Origin of the sequence: Paraburkholderia fungorum (assembly GCF_900099835.1) — a bacterium.
In the GTDB taxonomy this organism is placed as follows: Bacteria; Pseudomonadota; Gammaproteobacteria; order Burkholderiales; family Burkholderiaceae; genus Paraburkholderia; species Paraburkholderia fungorum_A.
The window spans coordinates 505,566-528,100 of sequence record NZ_FNKP01000002.1 but is presented as its reverse complement, the minus strand read 5'-3'; the positions used below and the strand labels follow the sequence as shown (position 1 = coordinate 528,100).

Here is a 22,535-nt window from a genome sequence, read left to right as displayed (position 1 = left end):
AAATCAGCGCTCTTCGCGCAGCATGCGGCGAAGATGGAACACGATGTAGACGAGCATGATGGCGAACAGCACGACGGCAATTGCGGCCGAATAACCTTCGCGGTAGTACTTGATCGCCTGGTCGTACATGTAATAGGCGAGCACAGTAGAACTGTCGAAAGGACCACCGCCGCTCATCACCGCAATCAGGTCGAAACTGCGCAATGCGCCGATCACGGTCAGCACGACGGCCATGAAAGTCGCGGGGCGCAACTGCGGCAGAATCACGTGCCACAAGAGACGCAAACCTTTCGCGCCTTCCATGCGCGCCGCCTCGACGACTTCAGGATTGATACCCGTCAGCCCCGTCAGATACAGCACCATGCAGAACGGCGTTTGCGGCCAGAGTGCAGCGAAAATAATCCCGAATGTCACTGTATGGGGATCGCCAAGTACCGGAATGCCATGGCCGACGATCAATCGCAGAAGACCGAATCCAGGGTCGTAGAACCAGCTGAACACCAACCCGACCACCACGCCCGAGAGCACAAAAGGCGCGAAAAAAAGCGACTTCACGACGCGCATTCCACGGACATGCTGATTCAGATATAGCGCGAACATCAAACCAAGCGGTGGCGCCAGCAGGAATAGCGCAAGCCAGATCAGGTTGTTCTTCAACGCCGTATAAAACGTATCCGAATGAAATAGCTCAATGTAATTGCCGAGACCAATAAAGGTCTTTGGCGTCATTCCGTCCCAGTTAAAGAAACTGAGCGAGATGCTGCTGATAATCGGATAAACCACGCACAGACAAAACAATGCACAGCCCGGCAACAGAAAGAAAAACGCGGCACGGTGCTGATGACGGCGCGTCGTAGAGGCGTGACGGCGCCGGGCCGCGGGTAGGCGGCTCGCTGCGGAATGAGACATGGATCGAGCCTCGTCGGAAATCTAAGGCGAGTGCCGGCCATGCTTCATGGCCGGCACTTCGGGATTACTTCTGATAGATGCGCTTGCGCGTTGCTTCGAGGTGGGCGAGCACCGTGTCGAGCTGCGACGGATCGCTATAGAACTGCTGCATCGCCTTCATGCCCTCGTCGGCCATTTCCTTCTGCATGTCGCGGTCGTAGAACTGCGCAATGCCGCCCTTCGTATTCGCGAGCGTCTGAAAGCCGACCTTCGAGATTGCATCTTCAGGTTCAGCCGACTGACTGTTCGACGGCAGTTGACCCCAGCCCTTCGCGAGTTCCGCGTTGATCTTCGGCTGCTCCATGAAGGCCAGCAACTTGCGCGCGTCGGCCTTGTTCTTTGCCTTCGCCGGAACCAGCAGCACGTTGACGGGGCCGTCTTCGGCCATCGGCACGTTCGCGTCGATTACCGGGAATCGGAAGAAGCCGGTTTGCGCCTTGATCGACGGTGGAATGCTTGCCGAGAAGAACGTGCCCATCAGCATCATCGACGCCTTGCCGTTCACGAGGAACGGTGCGATCGAATCGAGATCGTACGACAGCGCGTTGTCGATAAAGTAGTGATCGTCGATCAACGTCTTCCACGTGGTGTAGACCTTCTTCACGCGCGGATCGGTGTACGGAATTTCACCGGCCATCAATTGCTGATGGAACGCATTGCCGTTAATACGCAGGTTCAGATAGTCGAACCACGCGGCGAGCGTCCAGCTATCGCGCGCGGCCACGGCAATCGGTGCAACACCGATTGCCTTCAGCTTTTTGTTCGCTTCGAGAAACTCATCCCACGTTTTCGGCTCGCTCTTGATGCCGGCCTTCTCGAACAGATCCTTGCGATAGAAGAAGCCATACGCGTCGTAGCCGAGCGGCGCTGCGTACTGTTTGCCCTTATACGTCGATGCTTCCTTCACCGACGCATACTGTTGCGACCAGCCGTTCTTGCTCCAGTCCGGCGACAGATCTTCGAGCAGGCCGCGCTGCGCGTAATACGCCATGCGTTCGCCGTCGTGCCACGACACCACATCAGGCGGATCGGTGGCGAGCCAGCCGCCCATCTGCACCTTGTACGCTTCCTCGGTGATGTACGTCACTTTCAGATCGATGTCGGGATTGGCTTTCTTGAACTGGTCGAACGCGTCCTGCCATGTCGAGCGCTGATTACCGCGCGCCGATACGTTGACGGTGAGCGTGGCGGCGTCGGCATCGGCCGACACGCTGGCGAAGGTGCCGGCGACCAGTGCGGCGGCAACCGACAACTGGGCAAAACGGCGAAGGCGAAGAGCAATCATCTTGTGTCTCCTTGACTACCTTGTTGACTGACAGCGAGCGTTTGCGCACGGCTGCCAGCGAAGTAACCCGCTCTGTGGCGGAATTCAACCTGCTGAACCCGTCGATGCAAAGTTCAGCACCCTACCCGACCGTTCACGCGGCCACGCGTTCAGGCTCGAACGCACTGCGCCGCAGAGCGATCCCGTCCGCGTCGAACAGATGACACGCGGAAGGCGGAACGTGAATGCGAATGCGCTCCCCCGAACCGATAGGCGTATCGCCGATGGCCTTGGCGATCAGCGTGCCGGTGGCATGATCCGCGTGAATGTAGCTGTGCTCGCCGAGTCGCTCGGACAACACCGTCGCGCACTGAACAAACTGCTCGTCGCCGTCGAGCCGCAAGTGCTCCGGCCGCACGCCGAGCGTAACTTTCTGGCCGCGTTGAAGACGCTGGCCGTCGACGTTGGCGACCAGTTTCTCGCCGCTTTGCGGCAACGTCACGGTGACGCTGCCGGGTGCAATCGAATCAACCGTTGCATCGATGAAATTCATCCGCGGCGAGCCGATAAAACCCGCCACGAAACGCGACTTCGGGTGGTGATACAACTCGAGCGGCGCACCGGTCTGCGCGATGCTGCCGTAACGCTCAGCATCGGCGCCTGCATGCAGCAACACGATGCGGTCGGCGAGCGTCATTGCTTCGACCTGATCGTGTGTCACGTAGACCACGCTCGCATCCGCAAAACGCTGGTGCAGGCGCGCGATTTCGACGCGGGTCTGGCCACGCAGCGCAGCGTCGAGATTCGACAACGGTTCGTCGAACAGGAACACGCCCGGCTCGCGCACAATCGCGCGGCCAATCGCAACACGTTGCCGCTGACCGCCTGACAATGCTTTCGGATAGCGATCCAGCAAGCTGTCCAGTTGCAGGATGCGCGCAGCTTCGCGAACCTTGCGATCGATCACGTCCTTCGGCTGCTTCGCGAGCTTCAGGCCAAACGCCATGTTGTCGAACACGGTCATATGCGGGAACAGCGCGTAGCTCTGGAACACCATTGCCACGCCGCGCTGTGCCGAAGGCACATCGTTCACCAGCTTTCCGCCGATATGCAGTTCGCCTTCGCTCAGGTCTTCCAGACCGGCGATCATCCGTAACAGGGTCGACTTGCCGCAACCCGACGGGCCGAGAAATACACAGAACTCGTGCTGCGCGATCTCGAGATTGACGCGCCGGATCACCGGCGGATGATCGCCGTATGACTTCTGCACGTCCGTCAAACGAATTGTCGCCATGCTGCCTCCGTAGGATTTAACCGCTTAAATTTTACAAAAAAATAAGCAGCCGGGCCTTGTGCGGTCGGCATTTAATCGCTTAAATTCGAGTTTAAGGGAAAAGGTCATGGCGGGTGTCTCCTGGATGTTTTTCAGAAACTTATCAACGTCGGCGCACGCTTGCAACATTTGAATCACTTTCCCTAAATATGGGATAACTCGAATATGGTCACGCTGTCTGAAGTCGCGAAACGCGCGCACGTCACTGCCGCCACCGTCTCGAACGTGCTGCGCAATCGCGAGAAAGTGCGCCCGGAAACGGCCGAGCGCGTGCTGAAAGCAATCGACGAATTGGGTTACCGGCCCAATCTGAATGCACGCGCATTGGCCGAGGGTCGCTCGTCGACGCTTGCGTTGATGTTGTCGAATATCTCGAACCCGTTCTATCCGGAGTTCGTGCTGGCCGCAGAACGCGCCGCGCGTAAAACGGGCCATTTCCTGATGGTCTGCAATACCGACGACGACGCCGAGATCGGCCGCGCGTATCTGAACCAGATCGCGGGCACGCTGGCCGACGGCGTGCTGGTGATGAACACGGACATCGCGATCAACGATCTCTGCGCGTCGGCCACGCATAGCGCGCCGATTTTGCTGGCGATGTGGGAACACCCCGAATCGCCTCCTGCTCTGCCCTGCGTTGCCGTGGATTTCGCGTTGGCGGGCGAACTGGCCGCGCGGCACCTACTCGAACTCGGTCACCGTGAAATCGGCCTGTTGATCGGCGACGGTTGCGGCGGTTTGCAGGATGCGCGTTCAAACGGCTTTCGCGCGGCCATGCGCGCCGCCGGCATCGAAGCGGATGCAGCGGCGGTGCTGCAAATCCGCGACTCGATCGACGCGGGCTACGCCGCGTGCATGCAATTGATGGCGAACCGGCCGCACCTGAGCGCGATTTTCGCGACCAACGACCTGCTCGCGATCGGCGCCGTGCAGGCATTGATCACGCTGGGCCGCAGAGTACCGGACGACGTGTCGGTGATCGGCATTACCGACATTCAACTCGCGCATCAGGTTCACCCGGCGTTGACGACCGTCGCGATCCAGACAGCGGCAATCGCGGAGTTGTCGATTGACTGCCTGATCCGGTTGATCCAGACACCTGAGCAATCGCCGTCGATGGTGATCGGTCCACCGCCGGAACTGGTGGTCCGGGCATCAACGGGGCCCTGCAGGAAGGGTTATTTGTGATCGGCGCACGCCGCAGCAGCACACCGATCGAACACTATTGCCTGCGCAATTGTGCCTCGTGCGCTTTCACGAAATCAGCCATGCTGTTGAAGCGAAAGTCGATCTTCGGCTGCGAGCCGGGGTTCATCGTCGCACCGAAACCCTCTTTCGCGTGCCGTCGATAAATCCAGCACGAAGCCAGTCCGAATTCGTTCGCGGGCTTGTGATCGTGAAACAGGCTCTCGGCGGTGTGAAGAATCTTGTCCTTATGAAGGCCGCGTTCCGCCAGCTTCTCCAGCATGTATTCGAAATTGCGCGGTGACGGCTTGTAGGAACCGACATCTTCCGCCGTGATGATCGCGTCGAATTCAACCTGCAATTTTTCGTTGCTAAACGCAAAGCTCTCGTTATCGACATTCGACAGAATGACGAGCTTGTAATGCTGCTTCAGATAACGCAGCGCGTCCGCTGAATCGTCGAATGCGGGCCAGTTGCGAATGGACTGGCCGTATGCAACGCATTCGGCCAGTGTGTACGGCGTCTGCCATTCTTCAGCAAGACGCTTGTACACGACAGGCAGCAACTCCTGATAACGCCGGTGCGGCGTGTACTTCTGTTGCGACGACTCGTGCCGCGCATGCGCCTCAAGTACCTGGTCGCGCGTGAGCGGCGATTCGACACGCTCGAGAAGCGGCCGCAATCCTTCGAAGATACCGGTCTCCCAGTCGATCAAGGTGCCGTAGCAATCAAAGGTAAGCGTGTCGAAGTCAGTCAGTTGCATGCCTGTTTCTCGCGGTTGTTCAACCCATTCGATCCATCGCCATCTTCGTCACGATGTCGAAAGCCTTCTGTGTCGCGCCGACGTCGGCCTTCCCCTGCCCATGTATGTCGAATGCGGTGCCATGCGCCGGTGTCGCGATCGGCACAGGCAAGCCACCATGTACCGTGACGCCGCGCCAGAAACCCATCAGCTTCATCGCGATCTGGCCTTGATCGTGATACATCGTCACCACGCCGTCAAATGCCTTCTGGTCGCGAGCGCGAACGAAGATCGTGTCGGCGGGAAACGGTCCTTGTGCATCGTAGCCGAGTTCGCGCGCAGCTTCGACGGCAGGCGCAATCACGTCGATTTCCTCACGTCCGAAAGCGCCGTTGTCGCCATTGTGCGGATTAAACCCGCACACTGCGATGCGGGGAGCCGGATTGCCCGCGCGTTTCAGGCCGTCGTGAATCAGCCGCACTGCACCGACTATCCGCTCTACCGACAATTTTTCGCTGACGTCTTTGAGCGCCATATGCGACGTGACGCGCGAGGTCCACAACTCATCGAGCACGTTGAATTCGCAGAAGCTGCCCGGGTAATCGAGTTGCCGCGCGAACCATTCCATTTCGTCGCCGGTTTCCATGCCAGCCATATGCAGCGAGGTCTTGTTGACCGGCGCGAACAGCATCCCTTGCGTGACGTTCTTCTGCGTCAGCGCGAGTGCTTTTCTGAATGCGTCGAGACTGTAACGTCCGCCGCGTTCGGTCGATGTCGCGCGTTCGAAAGGCTCGTCGTCGGTCAGACGAAAATCGATTAGCGAGGGTACGCCTGTTTGCTGAAATGCTGCTTCGGCGTTATTTACTACCTGATATTCGAAGCGTTGATCCGCGATCTTCATGCCGGTTTCAAGCTCACGCCGGTCGCCGATGATAAGAAGCTCGGCGCGCGCCCGGTTCGCAGGTTTCGACAACAAACGTGCGATCAGTTCCGGGCCGATGCCGGCGGGATCGCCGAGAAGAACTGCAATACGTGGATTCATATTGATGATCCTGTTCGTGTAGCGCAACGTCTTATTCGACGATGTTGAAATCGGCGAGATGCTTGTCGCTCAATGTAATGCCGAGGCCCGGCGTGTCGTCCGACAATTGCAGGAAACCTTTCTCGGGACGCGGCTCGCCGTCGAAGATGTAGTAGAACAATTCGTTGCCGACTTCCACATCGAACACCGGGAAGAACTCCGACATCGGGCTCGCAGTACTCGCCATGGTCAGATGATAGTTATGCATCTGACCCGCGTGCGGGATCACCGGCACCGACCAGGCTTCGGCCATCGCATTGATCTTGCGCGCTGCCGTAATGCCGCCGACACGGTTCGTGTCGTACTGGATCACGTCGATCGCGCGACGCTCGAGCAGATCCTTGAAACCGTAACTCGTGAATTCATGCTCGCCGCCGGAGATCGGCATGATGTTCAGCTTCTTCAGTTCCTGGTAGCCCTCCACGTCGTCGCCAATCACCGGCTCTTCGATCCAGCGCGGGTTGAATTCGGCGAGGCGGGGCAGCATGCGTCGCGCGTATTCGAGCGTCCAGCCCATATAGCATTCGAGCATGATGTCGACTTCGTCGCCGACCAGTTCGCGCAACAGGCGTACCTGTTCGATGTTTTTTGCCATTCCCTTCGGGCCGTCTTTCGGACCGTAGCCGAAGCGCATTTTCATCGCGGTGAAACCGTCTTCCAGATAACCCTGAGCCTCGCCGAGAAATGCATCGCGGTCGTCGTTGTTATAGAGCTTCGACGCATAGCACCAGATCTTCTCTTTGGTGCGGCCGCCCAGCAATTTGAACACCGGCTTCTTCACCGCCTTGCCCATGATGTCCCACAGCGCGATATCCACAGCCGAAATCGCCGCCATGCCGATTCCTTTGCGTCCCCACGCAAGCGTGCGCCGATACATCTTCTGCCAGATGTACTCGTTATCGAACGGGTCTTCGCCAATTGCAATCGGCGCGAGGTATTCGTCGATGATCTGCTTGGCGATGCGCGGCGCAAGCGCGCAATTACCAATGCCAACCGTGCCGTCGTCACATTCGATTTCCACCACCAGCCAGCCGTGGAAACGGAACGACCCCATTGCATCGCCGCGCTCGTAAAGAATATCTACCGCATTTGTGCAGAAATGCGCTTGCGGTGGCACGACCTTACCCTTCCATTCAAAGACGCGCGTGCGGATATGCTTGATTTTCATATCGTTGATTCCTCGAAAAAATTTAGTGGCCCGGGCGTTCGCCGAGCGGTACAGGGCGATGGGAAATGGCTGCGGATGAATCTGGCGTCATCCGGAAAGTAAGCAGGAGTACGGCACCAATCAGGCCGACTGCCGAGAGCGACAGCATGCCGGCCTGGGTGGAACCGGCAAGGTGTTCGGCCAGCCCCTTCAGATTGGGTGCGACGAACCCACCGAGATTGCCGATCGAGTTGATCAGCGCGATACCGCCTGCGGCCGCCGCGCCGCCGAGATAACCGGTCGGCAGCGTCCAGAAGAGCGGCTGTACGGCGACAAAGCCGATTCCGGCGACGCAGAATGCCGCAATCGCGAGCGTGACCGACGACGTGAGCGCACTTGCACCGATACCCACCGCCGCGAGTGCGAGCATGGCCGCGGCCCATGTCCGGTGATGACCGTAGCGGTCGGCCGTGCGAGTGACCACGAACGTGCCGGCGATTGCCACGATCCACGGAATAGCGGTCAGCAAGCCGACTTTTGTGCCGACATGTCCGCCCGTGAGTCCTGCAATGCGAGTCGGCAGATAAAACACCACGCCGTACACGCTCATCTGAACCGCGAAATAGATCAGGCCGCAGAACAGCACACGTGAGTCGCGCAATGCGCCGATAACTGAAGCCGGACCATGCGCCAACTTATGTTCGTCTTCTTTCTGCAATGCGCCATCGAGCGCCTGACGTTGCGCTTCATCGAGCCACGATGCTTTCGACGGACGGTCCGTCAGATAGAAGTACGCGATGACGCCAACCACCGACGCCGCGAGACCCTCGACAACAAACAACCACTGCCACGGATGCATACCGAATGGGTTACCCGTATCGAGCAGAATGCCCGACACCGGGCTGCCAAGCAGCATGGCAAGCGGGAAGCCGAAATAGAACATGCCCAGGGCCTGCGAGCGGATCTTCGACGGAAACCAGTTCGACAGAAAGAGAATGATGCCGGGGAAGAAGCCCGCTTCGGCAATGCCGAGTAGCGTGCGCAGAATGTAGAAGCTCGATGCGTCGTGAACCAGCGCGGTACACGCGGAAACAATGCCCCACGTGACCATGATCCGGCTCATCCACACACGTGCGCCAAATCGGTACATGAGAAGATTGCTCGGCACTTCAAATACCGCGTAACCCACAAAGAAGATGCCGGCGCCGAATGCGAAAGCCGCGTCGCTCAAACCGGTATCGGCCTGAAGCACGTTCTTCGCGAAGCCCACATTGGCGCGATCGATGAAAGCCAGCAAGTACATCAGGATCAGAAACGGCAGCAGTCTCGTGCGCGCTTTGGCAATCGCGCTGTCGAGCGCCGGACCGGCAATCGTCGTCATTCATTTGTCTCCTGGATTTTTTTAATCGGCCCGCGTCTCGGTGTTATCCGCGAGTCGTTCCTTAGGCGCTAGTGTGAGAGACTATCCAATAACTGACCACTGAATAAATCGAATCAGCTGATTCACTGGAGTTATCGCTCACATGATCGCGCCCGCCTCCACCATACGCAAACGTCTGCGTCTTCGCCATCTGCAATTGATGGTCGCGTTGTCGGAAACCGAATCGTTGCGCCGGGCCGCCGACGAAATGGCGATGACCCAGCCTGCGGCTACAAAAGCCTTACAGGAACTGGAGGACACGATCGGCGTATCGCTATTCGTGCGGCACGCGCGCGGCATGGAACCGACCATCTTCGGCGAAGCGGTCATGCGCTATGCACGCGTGGTGTTCGAAGATCTCGACGAATTGCGCGAGGAACTGGCCGGCATCGAAGCCGGTGATATCGGCAAGGTTCGGATTGGCGCGGTGATGGCGCCATCACCGGAATTGCTGACGCAAACCATCGTCAAATTGAAGGAGGCGCATCCTCGTTTGCAGATGTCCGTCACGATCGACACCAGCGACGTGCTCGTGCAATCGTTGCAGCAGGACCAGCTGGATATCGTGATCGGCCGCATCCCGGATAGCTTCCCGGCGCTCGATCTCAGTTTCGAGACCCTGGCTGAAGAGGCACTGTCGATCGTGGTACGCCCCGACCATCCGATGGCACACGCTGCGGTGCGCCCCAAACTCGCCGAACTCGCACGCTACCCGTGGATCATTCAGCCGCATCCGAGCCCGATGCGGCAAGTGATCGATCAGACCTTCCGCGAGTCGCGTGTCGCGCCGCCCGTCAGCACGGTAGAAACGTCGTCGATCCTCACCACGTTGTCGCTACTGCGCGACTCGGACATGCTCGCGGTATTGCCGAGTTCGGTCGCGCAGTATTACGTCGAGTTGAACGCGATTGCAGCGGTCGCCACGCCGCTGCGCGGACGGCTTGCACCCTACGGGCTGATTCTGCGCAAGAACCGCCGTATCACGCCTGCCACGCAACTGGTCATCGACTCGATACGCGCGGCGTGAGGCCCGCTTCGGTGGCCGGAGTGATGATCGAATCAAGCGGAATATCCGGCCGCATGAAGAACGTCGCGACGATACCCACCGCCAGCAAACCGAGCGAGCCGGCAAACGGGAGCGTCCAGCTACCCGTGTGATCGACGACGAGACCGAACACAATCGGCGTAAAAATCCCCGCGACTGCCGAGCCTGCATTGACCAGGCCACTTGCTACGCCGACGTGCATCGGCGTGATGTCCATCGGCACGGCCCAGATCGGCCCGATCGTCATTTCGAGGAAGAAGAACGACAGGCTCATGCACGCCGCCATCACCGGCAACGATTTCACCACCATCACTGGTGCGAGGAAGATCAATGCGCCGAGAAAGGCCGTGATGATCACGTTGCGCCGCGCGGCGACCACATTGCGCGTGCGCTTCAGCACACGGTCACTGATTACTCCGCCCGCTGTATTGCCAATCACGCCGGATAGAAACACACCGGCCGAGAACATCGCCGAGCTTTTCAGATCGAGACCGCGACCGTGCATGAAGAACGTGGGCAACCAGGTGAAGAACAACCAGCCGGTCCAGCCGTAGCAGAAGTACACGAGCATGGTCGGGCCAATGCGTTTGAGCAAACGCAGCCACGGCGTCGGCTCACGCGTTTTTTCGACGACCACCTTGGCCGCAGGCGGCAATTCCAGTTCCTCCTGCGCCGTCATATGGCGATGCTTGCGCGGGTTGTCGGTGAAATACCATGCGTAGACCACGACCCACACAAACGTCAATGCCCCGACTGCGAGAAACGATGCACGCCATGACGAATACGCGACGAGCAACGCCACGAACGGTGGCGTAATGGCATTGCCAAGGCGGGAGAACGAATGCGTCAGTCCCTGTACGAAGCCGCGTTTGCTGGACGGAAACCAGTTGGTCAGCGCTCTGGCCTGGGCTGGCAACGCCGCGCCTTCGCCGACACCCAGCAGCATGCGCGCGCAGAACAGCGACACGATGCCGCCCGCCAGACCGGTGGCGATCGTTGCGACGATCCAGATGCTCGCGCAGGTAATCAACGTTACCTTTGCACCGAAACGGTCGCTAACCCATCCGCCGATAACCTGACAGATTGTGTAGGTGTACGCGAATGCCGCGAAAACGAGGCCGACGTGTGTATTGCTGAGATGCAGATCGTCGCGGATCAAACCCGCAGCCGCCGACAGATTGACGCGGTCGAGATACATGATGAACGACATCGCGCACATGATCGCGAGAATCGCCCTGCTGACCTTGGGTCGATGGAACATTGTCTCCTCCGGTTTTGCCTCGGCACTCACGTCAGAACGCGAGGCTCGGGCTTACCTGATTCCTTTAGCCGCGCTGTATGCAGAGATTGCAGACGCGGCGCTCAGTTTTTTACCGGACCATTATCTGAACCTCAGCGATAATTGACCAATGAATTCTTTCGATACTGCGATTACCCGGGGTTATCGCTAAGGGGGGAGTCTGCGGTGATTGAAGAGAAATCCCTGATTCCGCGCAACGACGCGTCCAGGCGATATCATTAGCGACAATGAACGAAGAAGACGCGCGGCACGTCATCGACCGTGCACGAGCCTCTTCCATCGGGACCGGATAAGAAACAATTGACTGTGGGGCACATGGCGCAATATCTGAATGCTGCAACCTTCCTCGACCTCGCACGCGCCGCGCAACTGCGCGCGCCCGAGCCCTGTTCGTGTACCCGAACACCACTGGACGGCTGGCAATCGCAGCCATTGTCGCTCGACGAAACTCAACTCGAGGAAATTGGCACGTTACTGCCGGAAGACAATCCTGAGCCGACATACAGCGAGTACTTGCCGGACAAAACGACTTATTGGGCAGAGAACGCCCCTATAGCGCCGCGGTACTTTCCGTATAACCGCTGCGGCGTCTGGCAATGCACGACTTGCCGGCGTCTTTATCTGCGCTATGTCGAAGGCGGCGGGTATTTTGTCGATCGCCGGATTCGCGCGGTAAAGGCGGAGTTGATCGAAGATGTGCCTTTGTCAGAGTGACGCATGTGTTTATTGACCGATTGCCGGAAATGCCATTCCGGCAATCGATCGTTTAAGTATTCAGAGCACTCGATTCACTCAATCAAGCCACGCGGAAAAGCGGTGCACCCCACGGGGCACCGATCGTGCCGCCATCGACAACAATCTCCGCAGCGGTAATTCCTGAAGCGTCACCCGAAGCAAGAAACAGCACCGCTGCCGCCACTTCTTCCGGCGCGGCAAGACGTTGCATTGGAACACGTGGCGCCAGAGCCTGCTCCGTTCCGTCAAGCGTGGCACCTTCTCTTGCACCACGCGTCCAGATCGGCGTACGCGTGCCGCCAGGAATCACTGTATTCACGCGAATACCGCGCTGCACGAGTTCGGAGGCAAACACCTTCGCCATGCCCGTAATTCCCGCCTTCGTGGCGGAATAGGCAGCCGAGCCTGGCGCGCCGAGTTCGCGCATCACGGAGCCGTTCAGAACGATTGCTCCGCCCGCGCTCATCAACGGAAGCGCGGCCTGGACCGTCAGAAACACGGCCGTCAGATTGGTGCGGAGAATTGCCTCGAATGCCGCCGCCGACGTGCCGCCGAGCGGCGTTGGCCCAGAAATGCCGGCGTTGGCGAACACGATGTCGAGCGAACCGAACTCGCTCCTGATTCGCTCGAACAGCAAGTTGATTTGCGCCTCGTCATCGAGATTGGCCTGCACGCCTAGCGCGTTTTCGCCTAGCTCAGCCACCGCCTGGTCCAGCTTGGCGCCGTCACGGCCGGTGACCACCACTCGCGCGCCTTCGGCAATCAACAGCTTCGCCGTGACGAAACCGATTCCGCTATTCCCGCCCGTAACCAACGCTGTCTTTCCTGTGAAACGCATCATCTTTCTCCTTCGTTGCAGCGCCCGCGCAGTCGCTAATGGTGCCGCGAGCGGAATGCATGAAACGGTTAAGCGGCACCGCGCCGCTAGAGATGGGTAAAAAATGCCATCCACATCGTCATTCTGCATGTTGATCGTCATGCACATTTTTAGTATTATGATCATCATGCAGAATGTCAAGAGACGGTGAACGGGAAATGGGCTATTCACAGGCACAAAAAGCGGAAAGCAGGCAGCGCGTTCTGGAAACGGCGGCCCGGCAAATTCGCGAGAATGGGATCGAAGCGTTGGGTGTAGCAGACTGCATGCGCAGCGCGGGGCTCACGCATGGCGCGTTCTACGGGCACTTCGATTCGCGTGACGCGCTGATTGTCGAGGCGCTCGAATATGCAGTCGCGCAAAGCAGGAAACGTATCGCAGCGCTCGGTCGCACGGGCGGCCTTAAGGCAAAGGAACCACTGCGGGCCATCGCCGAATCGTTTCTCAGCGATCGCCATATCAAGAATCCCGGCACAGGCTGCGCTTTGTGCGCACTGGCCGGAGAAGCACGGCATGCGTCGCCGGAAGTGCGGGAGCGGCTGACCGCCTATGTGCATTCACTGGCGTCGCAAATAGCGCAACTCCTGGCAGGCCATAGCGAAAGTGCAGCGTTGGGCATTGTCGCGACAATCGTCGGTGCGGTAACGCTGGCGCGCGCCGTGGACGACAAGGAACTCGCCAGGTCGATTCTTTCTGCGTCACTGGATCTGATCGTGGCCCAGGGCGGCACCGCGCCATAAGCCAAGGAAATGCAGCAACGTTACTTAAACGTCGCCACTGTCACCGCTCAAGCGCCGCGCCAGTTCGCGGCCACGGCCTGTTAGCTTAAGTGTCGATATATCGCCGTCGTCACGCAGGGAAATCTCGACCAGGTCGTAGCGGCTCAATGCGAGCACTTCAGGGTCGAGTTCTTCGAGACAACGTTCAGCGTCGCGCAGACGTAGAAGTGTTGCAAGTTCGTGATGAGTCAACATCGGCCACCTCGTTAATCGATAGAGGACAATGCCAATATCGTAGAGGGATAGTCCGACATTCAGGCTACGGTTCTGTTGCGCAAAATTACCGCGTTACAACCGCGGCAAAATGACCGGCCATGTGTAGCGGCACGCAATCATTACTTGCCGCGCGCAACCGACACCAGCCCTCTCACACGTCGCGCGATATTCACCAGCACGCCCCCTGACGAAGCCGCAGCCGACTGCCGGTGCGGCATCTGCTGGAGGTCTTTCCAGTCTTCGTCGAGCGCGCGTGCGTGACCTGATGCTGTGAACGGCCACTCGACCACTACCGCCCGCAAAAGAGGCGCGCGAGGACCCTTCTCGGCCCGGTCGATATACGCATTGATCGCCAACGCCTCCTGCTCGGCCGATTCACGGGAATCGGTAGCAATGAAGTCGTTCACTCCTTCAATATGGACGCACCATAGTCGCTCATTCACGTCCTGTCTCCGTAAGGGTTCTGAATAAATGCCAGACCCGCGTTTCCTGCGCGCCTGATCGGCACGCCGCCTTTCAAATGGGCGACAACCGGTAACGCCTTTCTTTCTCGCAGACGCTCAGGAGACAACTTTCAGCCGCTCCCAATTCAGGCCGGAAAAACACGGACCCTGCGTGGCTTCGCTGAACTTCACATCGTTGTGTTCGCCGTTCCACTCCATCACCTGAACCTTCTCGTCGGCATCAACTGCTATATCCCAACCAACACAACGCACAAAAGGGATCTTCCTGTGCAGACCGAGCACGGTCGCAACACATTGTTCGAAGACCGGAATTCGCACGCCGGAAAAGCTGACGCCGGAATCCGGATGTACTTCCGTCGGACCCCAGTCGCTCATATAACCTTCCCGGCAAAGCTCACCATTCGCGAGATTGACCGGTACACAAATCTCGTGATCGGTCTGGACGTGCGTATCCTGCGCCCTACCAAGACGAAGAAAACAGGCTCGAATGGAAATACCGCCGAGATCGTCCACCACGGTCGTGAAGCGCAACGTGGCCACGGACTTTGAAGCAAAGGTATTAAACAGACTGTGCTGAATAATGAATTTCTGAATGACGCCATTACCCAGCGATTTGACAATCTCGTGATCGAAATTATTTCTGTCGAAGAAGAACACGCCACTGCCGCGCCTTGATCCGTCCAGCTTGAACACCACTCTGTCTACTTCCCGGAACACCACACTTTTCACTTCCTGCTCGGGAATCACCACGCTTTGCCCCGTGAAAAACAGGCCATTGGCGAAATAGGCTACGTCGGGAAACTCGCCGCCGTCGAATATTAGCCGCGCGATAGGCTTTAAATGGGAAATCTTGCCGTACCCTCCTTGCAGTTGCGGCACGACGACGCTCCCGTAAAAGTTATCCGGAATCCAGCCTTCCTTGAAGGTGCCGCTGAACGCGGCATACACCCGGAGCCAGGGCGCGTAGACGCCGTCGCCGAATACTTCGCGCGCGTACTCATCGGCCAGTTTGAGGTTGGCCGGGTCCGCCCTGCCGTACTGTTTCTCGATCAGTTGCAAGGCCCTCCTGGCCTGTGCCCCATGATCCTGGTGGAACCTGTACTGCGCCACCTTCTTCAACGACTGCCGCACTGCACTGTCAACGTCTAATAACATCGTGTCTCGCTTAGCCGGACTATGGCTATCTTTGCTCTGGTCGACTTCCTGTACCGTATTACTGGGACCTCGATCTAAGCATCAGTACGCGTTAGGATGATGAAGCCCCTTGAATACAGTCGCGAAAATGATCTTTACGTCCAGTCTGAACGACCAGTTCCGTAAATAGTACAAATCGTGCGCCACCCGGCCTTCCATCTTTTCGATGCGATCGGTCTCGCCGCGAAAGCCGTTGATCTGCGCCCATCCGGTAATGCCGGGCTTGATGCGATAACGATGAATATAGCCGGACACAATGTTCTGATAAAGGTCGTCGTGTTCGAGCGCATGAGGGCGCGGTCCTACTACCGACATATCGCCGCGTAGCACATTGAAGAACTGCGGCAATTCATCAAGACTCGTACGGCGCAGGAATCCCCCCACTCGCGTAATGCGAGGATCGCCACGGGTAGCCTGTTCGAGTACGCCCTGCTTTTGCTGGTGCAGCCGCATGGTGCGGAACTTGTAGATTTTGAACACGCGCCCATCGGCACCTTTACGGCGCTGCCTGAAGAACACCGGGCCAGGCGAGCTGAGTTTCACGGCGATCGCACAGGCCAGCAATATCGGCGATATGGCGACGATCGCAACCGCTGCAAACAGGCGGTCGAACATTTCTTTCTGAACCATTGCATTAGGCGGCAATGGCGAAGCCGCCAGATTGATTGCCGGCACACCCAGCAGATCCGTAATACTGCCCTCGAAAAGCGCCAGCGTGCGAACGTCGGGCATGAAACGGATATTGATCAGATCATTACGAAATTCATCGACTAACCTGAGTATGGTTCGTTCTTCAGTAAGCGGTAATGCGAGCCACACTTCTCCTATGCCCTGTTCCCTGACGTACTTCACAAACGCGGCGTGCTCGTCGAACATCCGCACCGGCGCTGTAGTTGCAGCGGGAATGCTGGGACGAACGTTATAGAGTGCATTGGCGCGAAAGCCGGCGGCCGGCGACATCTCCATTTTTCTAATGATTTCATCGCAATGATCTCCGCATGCCGCAACCGCAACCTGTTGCAGGTTCAAACCGGCATTGCGCACCCGGCCTAGCAGAATGTGCGTAACCAGCCGCCCCGCCATCATCGCAGCGCCCGACATGCCGGTCCAATACGCGAACCATAAGCGTGAAACGAAATCGATCCGGTGCAATGAGAACATCAACGCCATTGCACAGGCCTGCACCACCAGCCAGCCAAGTGCGACATGTCCGCAAAGAGCACGTTTCGAGCGGCCGCGCCATGACTCGTACACACCCAATGCTGGAAAAACCGCCAGCGAGAGCGCCGCTGAAAACGCCACGAACGCAAGATAGAAACTTCGCTGCGAGCCGCCGTCGAAGCGGATCTGCGAGGCAATGAATGCACCCGTCAGTATCATCGCCACGTCGAACAATCTCGCCATCAGACCCGTGATCAATCGCATTGCAGCCCCCTAAGAGCACGCCCCGTTCAACACAACTGACTTAGCCGCACCGGCCGTACTTGTCGTCGAATCTCACGATATCGTCCTCGCCAAGATAGGTCCCCGACTGCACCTCGATAATCTGAAGTGGTACACGTCCCGGGTTTTCCAGACGATGACGTATGCCGAGCGGAATATAAGTCGACTCGTTCTCGCCTAGTAGAAACTGCTCCTCTCCCCGCGTGACGAGCGCCGTTCCGCTCACGACGACCCAGTGCTCCGCGCGGTGATGGTGCATTTGCAGTGACAGGCGCGCGCCTGGCATCACGACGATCCGCTTGACCTGAAACCGGTCTCCGTGATCGATCGAATCGTAAAAACCCCACGGGCGACGGACCTTCCTGTGCGCATCGGCCTCGGGAGACTTCTCCCGCTTGATGCGCGTCACCAGTCCCTTGATGTCCTGCACGTGTGAGCGGTCCGCGACCAGCACGGCGTCGTCGGTCTCGATCACGATCAGGTTGTCCGTGCCTACACAGGCGAGCAACCGGCCGCCCTGCGAGCGCGCATAAGTCGCCGTGGCACCTTCGAACAACACACGTCCATTCGACGCATTACCGAATTCGTCCTTCTCCATGGCTTGCCACACTGCGTCCCACGAGCCGAGGTCCGACCAGCCCGCTTCGAGCGGCACGACAATCCCGCTGAATGGCGAATCTGCTTTGCCGAGGTGCTCCATGACCGCGTAGTCGATCGAGTCCGATGGCGAGCGCAGAAATTCATTGGCATCGGGAATAATGCATTCGTCTGCTTTTTTTGCACCTCGATAGGCTGCGACGCAAGCGGCGTGTATATCGGGCTGGAAACGCTCGATAACAGCCAGCCACACCGACGACCGAACCACGAACATCCCGCTATTCCACCAGTAATTACCGGATTCGACATACTGTGCGGCGAGTTCCGCTGCCGGCTTCTCGACGAACCGTTCAATACGACGTGCGCCGTCCTGCAATTCGCTGCCTAGACGGATGTACCCGAATCCCGTATCCGCGCGATCGGGCGGAACACCGAGCGTCGCAATCGATCCCGCTTGCGCGTGGCGCGCGGCGATCTCGATGGCCTGATGAAGCGCATCGAGATTGGCAATGGCATGGTCCGCAGGCATCGTGACCAGAATGGCATCCTGTCCGTCAGCGCATGCGGCTAGTGCAGCGAGTGTGAGCGCCGGTGCGGTATCACGGCGGGCCGGTTCGACCACGATCCGCGCATTCACGCCAATTTCTCGCGCCTGTTCGTAAGTCGCGAAGTAATGCTCTGCGCCGCACACGATGACCGGGTCCGCCGCGATGTCCCACGAACTGCTGAAACCCGCCATGCGTCCCATGGTGGCTTGCAATAAGGTCTTATCGCCTACCACATCGATCAGCTGCTTTGGAAACTGCTCGCGCGATACGGGCCACAGGCGGGTTCCAGAGCCGCCGGCGAGAATCACCTGCACGAGCGGTGGATAATCGGCAAAGGCCTGTTCGATAGCGTCGATATCTGTTTCGCCTGCAACTGCGTTCACCTTGCGCATTTAAAGCTCCTTTACGTTCGAGATCATTCTTAGACGACCATCGCGACGTCAACGCATTAAGCGTTGCGACGCGACTCGCGTCCAGCTTGTCTCATGTGATTTTTTAAAAAGGACGCCTTCGACAGGCGGACAAGGCAAGCCGTGTGGTTAGCGGCGGCACTGCGAGCTAACGTTTGGCCGCTAAACCGGCTGTGCCGGAAAGCATGGATACCGTTGTGGCCCGATCGCAGTAGCATGGCATTCAGCGATAAACCTGTCGCCGCGTTGCCGTACAACTGGTGCCACGGGAGCAGTACCCGGTGAAATCATCTTAGTCAGATTACGTTGCACCACAGCATGGATGGCGCGAACAGTTGAGGTTTTGGCTCTGCTCGTGGAAGGTGTTTTTTTAAGCACTTCGATCAGCCAACATCAAGCTCACGTTTCTCCACGTTGAAAAGCGCGTGAGGTTGGAAATCAAATACGTCCCGTGGTACCGTTCATGAACGCTTCATGCGTACACTCGCTGATCCCGGCTTTACACACTTAGTTTCGAAGTCGTTCAATCAAACGCCGACATGGTCCACTGTCGGTTCATGCCGGCCTTTTGTTCCCGGCTCCATGTCGATACGATGTCATGAACAGGTCTTAAAAAACTGTTCGCCATTCGTATTTTCGGAGTTGCAATGGCTTACATATCGCTACTTGCATTATTCCTGACGGTTACCAATCTGGTCCCCGTAAGCGCGGTGGGATTTGTTCCGATCGTGCTGTGTTCGTGGCGCTTTTTCGGAAGAAGTTACCCCGCATTTATCACGCCTCTTACCGCGTTCACGTTGGTGGTCATTGTTTCCACGCTGCTTTACGATCCGCGTTCTTTTGCCGAATTCGATTTCTACCGGCGCGATGGCAATTTTTTTATTTCCTATGCGCCTATTTTTGCCGGATGTCTGTACGTACACCGCTGGGACCTGAATAAAGTTCTACGCACGTTTTTCCTGTTCGCGGTCATCGTCAACCTGCCGCTCTACGCTTACTACATCGTTGAAAATGGCTTACTGAGCATTTTTACGCACCCCGGAGACAGCTTCGGCAGCTACTTCATCGCGCGCAATGCTGCCGGCGGCTTCTTCGCGATGTTGTTCTGCCTGGGTATCGCGTGCTACCTGCAAAAACGCAGCAAGCTGATTCTCGGCATGATCGTGGCTTGCGGGCTGATGCTTTTTTCCACCTACAGCAGAGGCTCGCTACTCGGCGCGCTGGTGACCCTGCCTTACCTTTATTTCGGGCGTAAGAGCTGGATGCTGGCGACGCTGATAGCAGCCATCATCGCGGGCTCGATTGCGATGGCGATTTACCATACCAATTCAACCGTCGACTACATGGGCTATACCTTCTCGATCCACAATCAGGACGAAAAAGTCGCCAATCTGAACATTCGCTACGAATGGTTGTGGCCGAGGGCGCTCGCATATTTCGAGCAGAGTCCGATCGTAGGCCTTGGATTCGGCTCATTCGACGATCACATCGGCAACGTAACGTCGTATTTCCATCTATTTGGCGTGCCGTCCGACGTGGTCATCGAACACAGCGACTCCCACGCCCATAACTCCTACCTGAACATCCTTGCAGAACTCGGCGTGGTCGGGCTCGCCTTGATGTTGAGCTTCTTCTGGAAATTGATCGACTGGAGCAGGCACGGCGCAGCAGCATCCGCGCTAATGGGCGGCGGACAGAACTTCGCCGCTTTCAGGTTTGTCGAGATCTCTTCCGTGTGCCTGCTGGTGATGGCCGCAACCGAACACCGTCTGGTCTCGCCGTCTAATGTACTGATTCTTTCGCTTGTCATTTCCCTTTTGCTCGCATCGCGCGCGGTCGTTCCCGTTGTGTTCGAGCGGCCACAATCCAAAGCCGTCGATCGAGTAATGTCCTGATTTGGAAATCGGCGCGATCGCGCCGGTTCATCGCAGAATAGCTTCTGCATTCGCGCGCGCGATGGCGGCGGTCAATGAAAAAAACGGGGAAATTCCATGTGGACCGTATTTACCAACATCGGCGACGGCGCCGTGACTTTACCCGTGGCCGCTCTATGCGTTGGCTGGATTGCATTCGTCGATGTTCGCTTGGCGCTCAGGCTAACCGGAGTACTTGCTGTTGGCGTTGCCATCGTGGGCGCGACCAAAATTGTCTACGCGGGCTGGGGTGTCTCCCTCCCGGCATTTGATTTTCGCGTCATTAGCGGACACGCCATGCTGTCGACTTCCGTCTGGATGGTGGCCATTACCCTCCAGTTGAAATGGTGGCGTCTGCCGCCAGTTCCAGGCGTTATTGCCGGTATGGTTATTGGAGCCTTTACCGGAATTTCCCGTCTTCTGAATCACTCGCATTCGCTGCCCGAAGTCATTGCCGGCTGGCTTCTTGGCGTCCTCGTTGCGGCGTACTTTTTACGGGCCGCTGTCAATGTCGACTTTGAACGTTTCAAGCCGCTCTGGTCCACTCTCAGTTTGCTATTGGTCTCAACGCTTGCCTATGGTCATCAGGCGCCATTTCAGTATCTGATCGAAACGCGTTCGCCGGAAATCCGCAATCACGCTCCGTCCGTCGTTGCCCTCCTGAGCCGGATTCGCTATCGCGTGTTGTCTCATGACGCGACGTCGGCGAAATGATGTTCGTCGACTGGCAAAGCCTCCCTGGCCGGATAAGGAAGAAACTGTTCGACGCACGCGTAGGGCACTCGTGAATCGATAAAATTGACCAAGGCAGTCTTGAAGTTTTCGGATGAAAAACGCTCCGCGTTTTTTCGGCATTGCCGCGCGTCGAACAGATGCGAACTGTGTTCGAACCGGCTCACCGCATCCAGCAAAGACTCGGGAGTCTGTTCGCCAAAGAAGACGCCAGTAGGCCGATCGAGCGGTAAGCCAATCACCGACTCAAGTGCGCCGCCTCTGCCGAACGCAATCACCGGTGTTCCACACGCTTGAGCTTCGACCACTGAGATCCCAAAGTCCTCTTCAGCCGCAAATATAAAGGCACGGGCGCGCTGCAGATAGTCGACCAGAACATCGGACGGCTGGTGTCCCAAGATTGTCACGTTGTCGCCGGCCACTGCTTTGATCTTCTTCATCTCGGGACCGTCGCCGATCACGACAAGGCGACGCTCAGGCGTCTGCGAAAAGGCACGAACGATCAGATCGATACGCTTGTAAGGCACCATGCGCGACGCCGTCACGTAGAAGTCTTCTTTCTGCGCGCGCATCGTCATGTTCGCCAGATCGACAGGCGGATAAATAACCGTTGCTTCACGCTGATAAGCCTTCTTGATACGCCGCGCGATGAACTGCGAATTTGCGAGTAGATGATCGACGCCGTTAGCAGAACGCGAATCCCATCCTCGAATGTAATGAAGCAGCACGCGCGCCATCACCGACTTTATTCCGCGACTCAGATTCGATTCCCGCAGATATTGATGCTGCAGGTCCCACGCGTACCGGATCGGCGAATGAACATAGCTGACATGGACCTGGTTCGGCCCGGTCAACACGCCTTTCGCCACTGCATGCGAGCTGGAGATAACCAGGTCATAGCCGGACAGGTCGACCTGCTCGATAGCAATCGGCATCAGTGGCAGGTAGGCACGATAGCGTCGGCGGGCAAATGGCATCCGCTGAATGAACGATGTGTTGACAGTCTTTCCTTTGACACAGTCGCGGTCCTCCAGAAAATCGACAATCGAGAAGATGTCCGCTTTCGGGAAGCACTCGATGATATTTTTCAACACTTTCTCTGCACCACCCGAGACCACCAGCCAATCGTGAACAATAGCGACTTTCACTTCGACCTCCTGTG

At 57.8% G+C, this 22,535-nt stretch carries 21 protein-coding genes; 6 read left to right on the top strand and 15 right to left on the bottom strand.

Annotated features, from left to right (window positions below; all coding sequences use genetic code 11):
- Positions 1-3 precede the first annotated feature (3 nt).
- The 3 genes from BLS41_RS18440 to BLS41_RS18430 all read right to left on the bottom strand — a co-directional run bounded on the left by BLS41_RS18440 (position 4) and on the right by BLS41_RS18430 (position 3,506).
- A complete protein-coding gene (locus BLS41_RS18440; protein WP_074767400.1) occupies positions 4-909 on the bottom strand; it encodes a carbohydrate ABC transporter permease in 906 nt (301 codons plus the stop codon).
- A gap of 64 nt (positions 910-973) precedes the next feature.
- Entirely contained in the window at positions 974-2,233 is a 1,260-nt protein-coding gene (locus tag BLS41_RS18435; protein ID WP_074767397.1) for an ABC transporter substrate-binding protein, read from the bottom strand.
- Positions 2,234-2,366: 133 nt separating this feature from the next.
- Complete coding sequence (locus BLS41_RS18430) at positions 2,367-3,506, bottom strand: ABC transporter ATP-binding protein (RefSeq protein ID WP_074767394.1); 1,140 nt, start codon at positions 3,504-3,506, stop codon at positions 2,367-2,369.
- Between the two features lie 204 nt (positions 3,507-3,710).
- Here BLS41_RS18430 and BLS41_RS18425 point away from each other — a divergent pair, with 204 nt between their 5' ends.
- Positions 3,711-4,733 carry a LacI family DNA-binding transcriptional regulator gene (locus BLS41_RS18425; protein WP_074767391.1) on the top strand — a complete coding sequence of 341 codons (1,023 nt, stop codon included), beginning with the start codon at positions 3,711-3,713 and terminating at the stop codon, positions 4,731-4,733.
- Positions 4,734-4,767: 34 nt separating this feature from the next.
- Here the strand turns inward: BLS41_RS18425 and BLS41_RS18420 are convergent, their stop codons facing one another.
- The 4 genes from BLS41_RS18420 to BLS41_RS18405 are packed head-to-tail and all read right to left on the bottom strand — an operon-like array spanning position 4,768 to position 9,081.
- Positions 4,768-5,493, bottom strand: a complete 726-nt coding sequence (locus BLS41_RS18420) for a haloacid dehalogenase type II (protein WP_074767388.1) — start codon at positions 5,491-5,493, stop codon at positions 4,768-4,770.
- Between the two features lie 19 nt (positions 5,494-5,512).
- On the bottom strand, positions 5,513-6,514 hold the full coding sequence (locus BLS41_RS18415) for a 4-hydroxythreonine-4-phosphate dehydrogenase PdxA (protein ID WP_074771037.1): 1,002 nt from the start codon (positions 6,512-6,514) through the stop codon (positions 5,513-5,515).
- A 31-nt stretch (positions 6,515-6,545) separates the two neighbouring features.
- The gene (locus tag BLS41_RS18410) at positions 6,546-7,721 is read right to left on the bottom strand and encodes an L-rhamnonate dehydratase (protein WP_074767385.1); all 1,176 of its coding nucleotides are present in this window, start codon (positions 7,719-7,721) and stop codon (positions 6,546-6,548) included.
- Between the two features lie 22 nt (positions 7,722-7,743).
- Positions 7,744-9,081 carry an MFS transporter gene (locus BLS41_RS18405; RefSeq protein WP_074767382.1) on the bottom strand — a complete coding sequence of 446 codons (1,338 nt, stop codon included), beginning with the start codon at positions 9,079-9,081 and terminating at the stop codon, positions 7,744-7,746.
- Between the two features lie 142 nt (positions 9,082-9,223).
- Here BLS41_RS18405 and BLS41_RS18400 point away from each other — a divergent pair, with 142 nt between their 5' ends.
- Entirely contained in the window at positions 9,224-10,147 is a 924-nt protein-coding gene (locus tag BLS41_RS18400) for a LysR family transcriptional regulator (protein WP_074767379.1), read from the top strand.
- On the opposite strand, the gene BLS41_RS18395 is transcribed toward BLS41_RS18400, so the two are convergent.
- The gene (locus BLS41_RS18395) at positions 10,122-11,426 is read right to left on the bottom strand and encodes an MFS transporter (protein ID WP_074767376.1); all 1,305 of its coding nucleotides are present in this window, start codon (positions 11,424-11,426) and stop codon (positions 10,122-10,124) included. The two genes, BLS41_RS18400 and BLS41_RS18395, sit on opposite strands and share 26 nt — an antisense overlap.
- A 354-nt stretch (positions 11,427-11,780) precedes the next feature.
- Here BLS41_RS18395 and BLS41_RS18390 point away from each other — a divergent pair, with 354 nt between their 5' ends.
- The gene (locus BLS41_RS18390; protein WP_074767373.1) at positions 11,781-12,179 is read left to right on the top strand and encodes a hypothetical protein; all 399 of its coding nucleotides are present in this window, start codon (positions 11,781-11,783) and stop codon (positions 12,177-12,179) included.
- An 82-nt stretch (positions 12,180-12,261) separates the two neighbouring features.
- On the opposite strand, the gene BLS41_RS18385 is transcribed toward BLS41_RS18390, so the two are convergent.
- Positions 12,262-13,038, bottom strand: a complete 777-nt coding sequence (locus BLS41_RS18385) for an SDR family NAD(P)-dependent oxidoreductase (protein ID WP_074767370.1) — start codon at positions 13,036-13,038, stop codon at positions 12,262-12,264.
- Between the two features lie 197 nt (positions 13,039-13,235).
- On the opposite strand from BLS41_RS18385, the gene BLS41_RS18380 reads away from it, so the two are divergent.
- The gene (locus BLS41_RS18380; protein ID WP_074767367.1) at positions 13,236-13,817 is read left to right on the top strand and encodes a TetR/AcrR family transcriptional regulator; all 582 of its coding nucleotides are present in this window, start codon (positions 13,236-13,238) and stop codon (positions 13,815-13,817) included.
- Between the two features lie 24 nt (positions 13,818-13,841).
- Here the strand turns inward: BLS41_RS18380 and BLS41_RS18375 are convergent, their stop codons facing one another.
- From BLS41_RS18375 to BLS41_RS18355, 5 genes are all read right to left on the bottom strand, one after another.
- Positions 13,842-14,051 (bottom strand): hypothetical protein, encoded by a 210-nt coding sequence (locus BLS41_RS18375; RefSeq protein WP_074767364.1) that lies wholly within the window; start codon positions 14,049-14,051, stop codon positions 13,842-13,844.
- Between the two features lie 140 nt (positions 14,052-14,191).
- Positions 14,192-14,515, bottom strand: a complete 324-nt coding sequence (locus BLS41_RS18370; RefSeq protein ID WP_074767361.1) for a hypothetical protein — start codon at positions 14,513-14,515, stop codon at positions 14,192-14,194.
- A gap of 117 nt (positions 14,516-14,632) precedes the next feature.
- The gene (locus BLS41_RS18365; RefSeq protein WP_074771036.1) at positions 14,633-15,655 is read right to left on the bottom strand and encodes a sugar-transfer associated ATP-grasp domain-containing protein; all 1,023 of its coding nucleotides are present in this window, start codon (positions 15,653-15,655) and stop codon (positions 14,633-14,635) included.
- Positions 15,656-15,772: 117 nt separating this feature from the next.
- Positions 15,773-17,155: an undecaprenyl-phosphate glucose phosphotransferase gene (locus BLS41_RS18360; RefSeq protein WP_074767358.1), complete on the bottom strand. Its 1,383-nt coding sequence runs from the start codon at positions 17,153-17,155 to the stop codon at positions 15,773-15,775.
- Positions 17,156-17,195: 40 nt separating this feature from the next.
- Entirely contained in the window at positions 17,196-18,710 is a 1,515-nt protein-coding gene (locus BLS41_RS18355; protein ID WP_074767356.1) for a mannose-1-phosphate guanylyltransferase/mannose-6-phosphate isomerase, read from the bottom strand.
- A gap of 665 nt (positions 18,711-19,375) precedes the next feature.
- Between BLS41_RS18355 and BLS41_RS18350 the strand changes: the two genes are divergently transcribed.
- Positions 19,376-20,623 carry an O-antigen ligase family protein gene (locus BLS41_RS18350; RefSeq protein WP_074767353.1) on the top strand — a complete coding sequence of 416 codons (1,248 nt, stop codon included), beginning with the start codon at positions 19,376-19,378 and terminating at the stop codon, positions 20,621-20,623.
- 96 nt (positions 20,624-20,719) lie between these two features.
- Complete coding sequence (locus BLS41_RS18345) at positions 20,720-21,355, top strand: phosphatase PAP2 family protein (RefSeq protein WP_074767350.1); 636 nt, start codon at positions 20,720-20,722, stop codon at positions 21,353-21,355.
- On the opposite strand, the gene BLS41_RS18340 is transcribed toward BLS41_RS18345, so the two are convergent.
- Positions 21,331-22,521 carry a glycosyltransferase family 4 protein gene (locus tag BLS41_RS18340; RefSeq protein WP_074767347.1) on the bottom strand — a complete coding sequence of 397 codons (1,191 nt, stop codon included), beginning with the start codon at positions 22,519-22,521 and terminating at the stop codon, positions 21,331-21,333. The genes BLS41_RS18345 and BLS41_RS18340 overlap by 25 nt on opposite strands.
- Between the last annotated feature and the right edge of the window lie 14 nt (positions 22,522-22,535).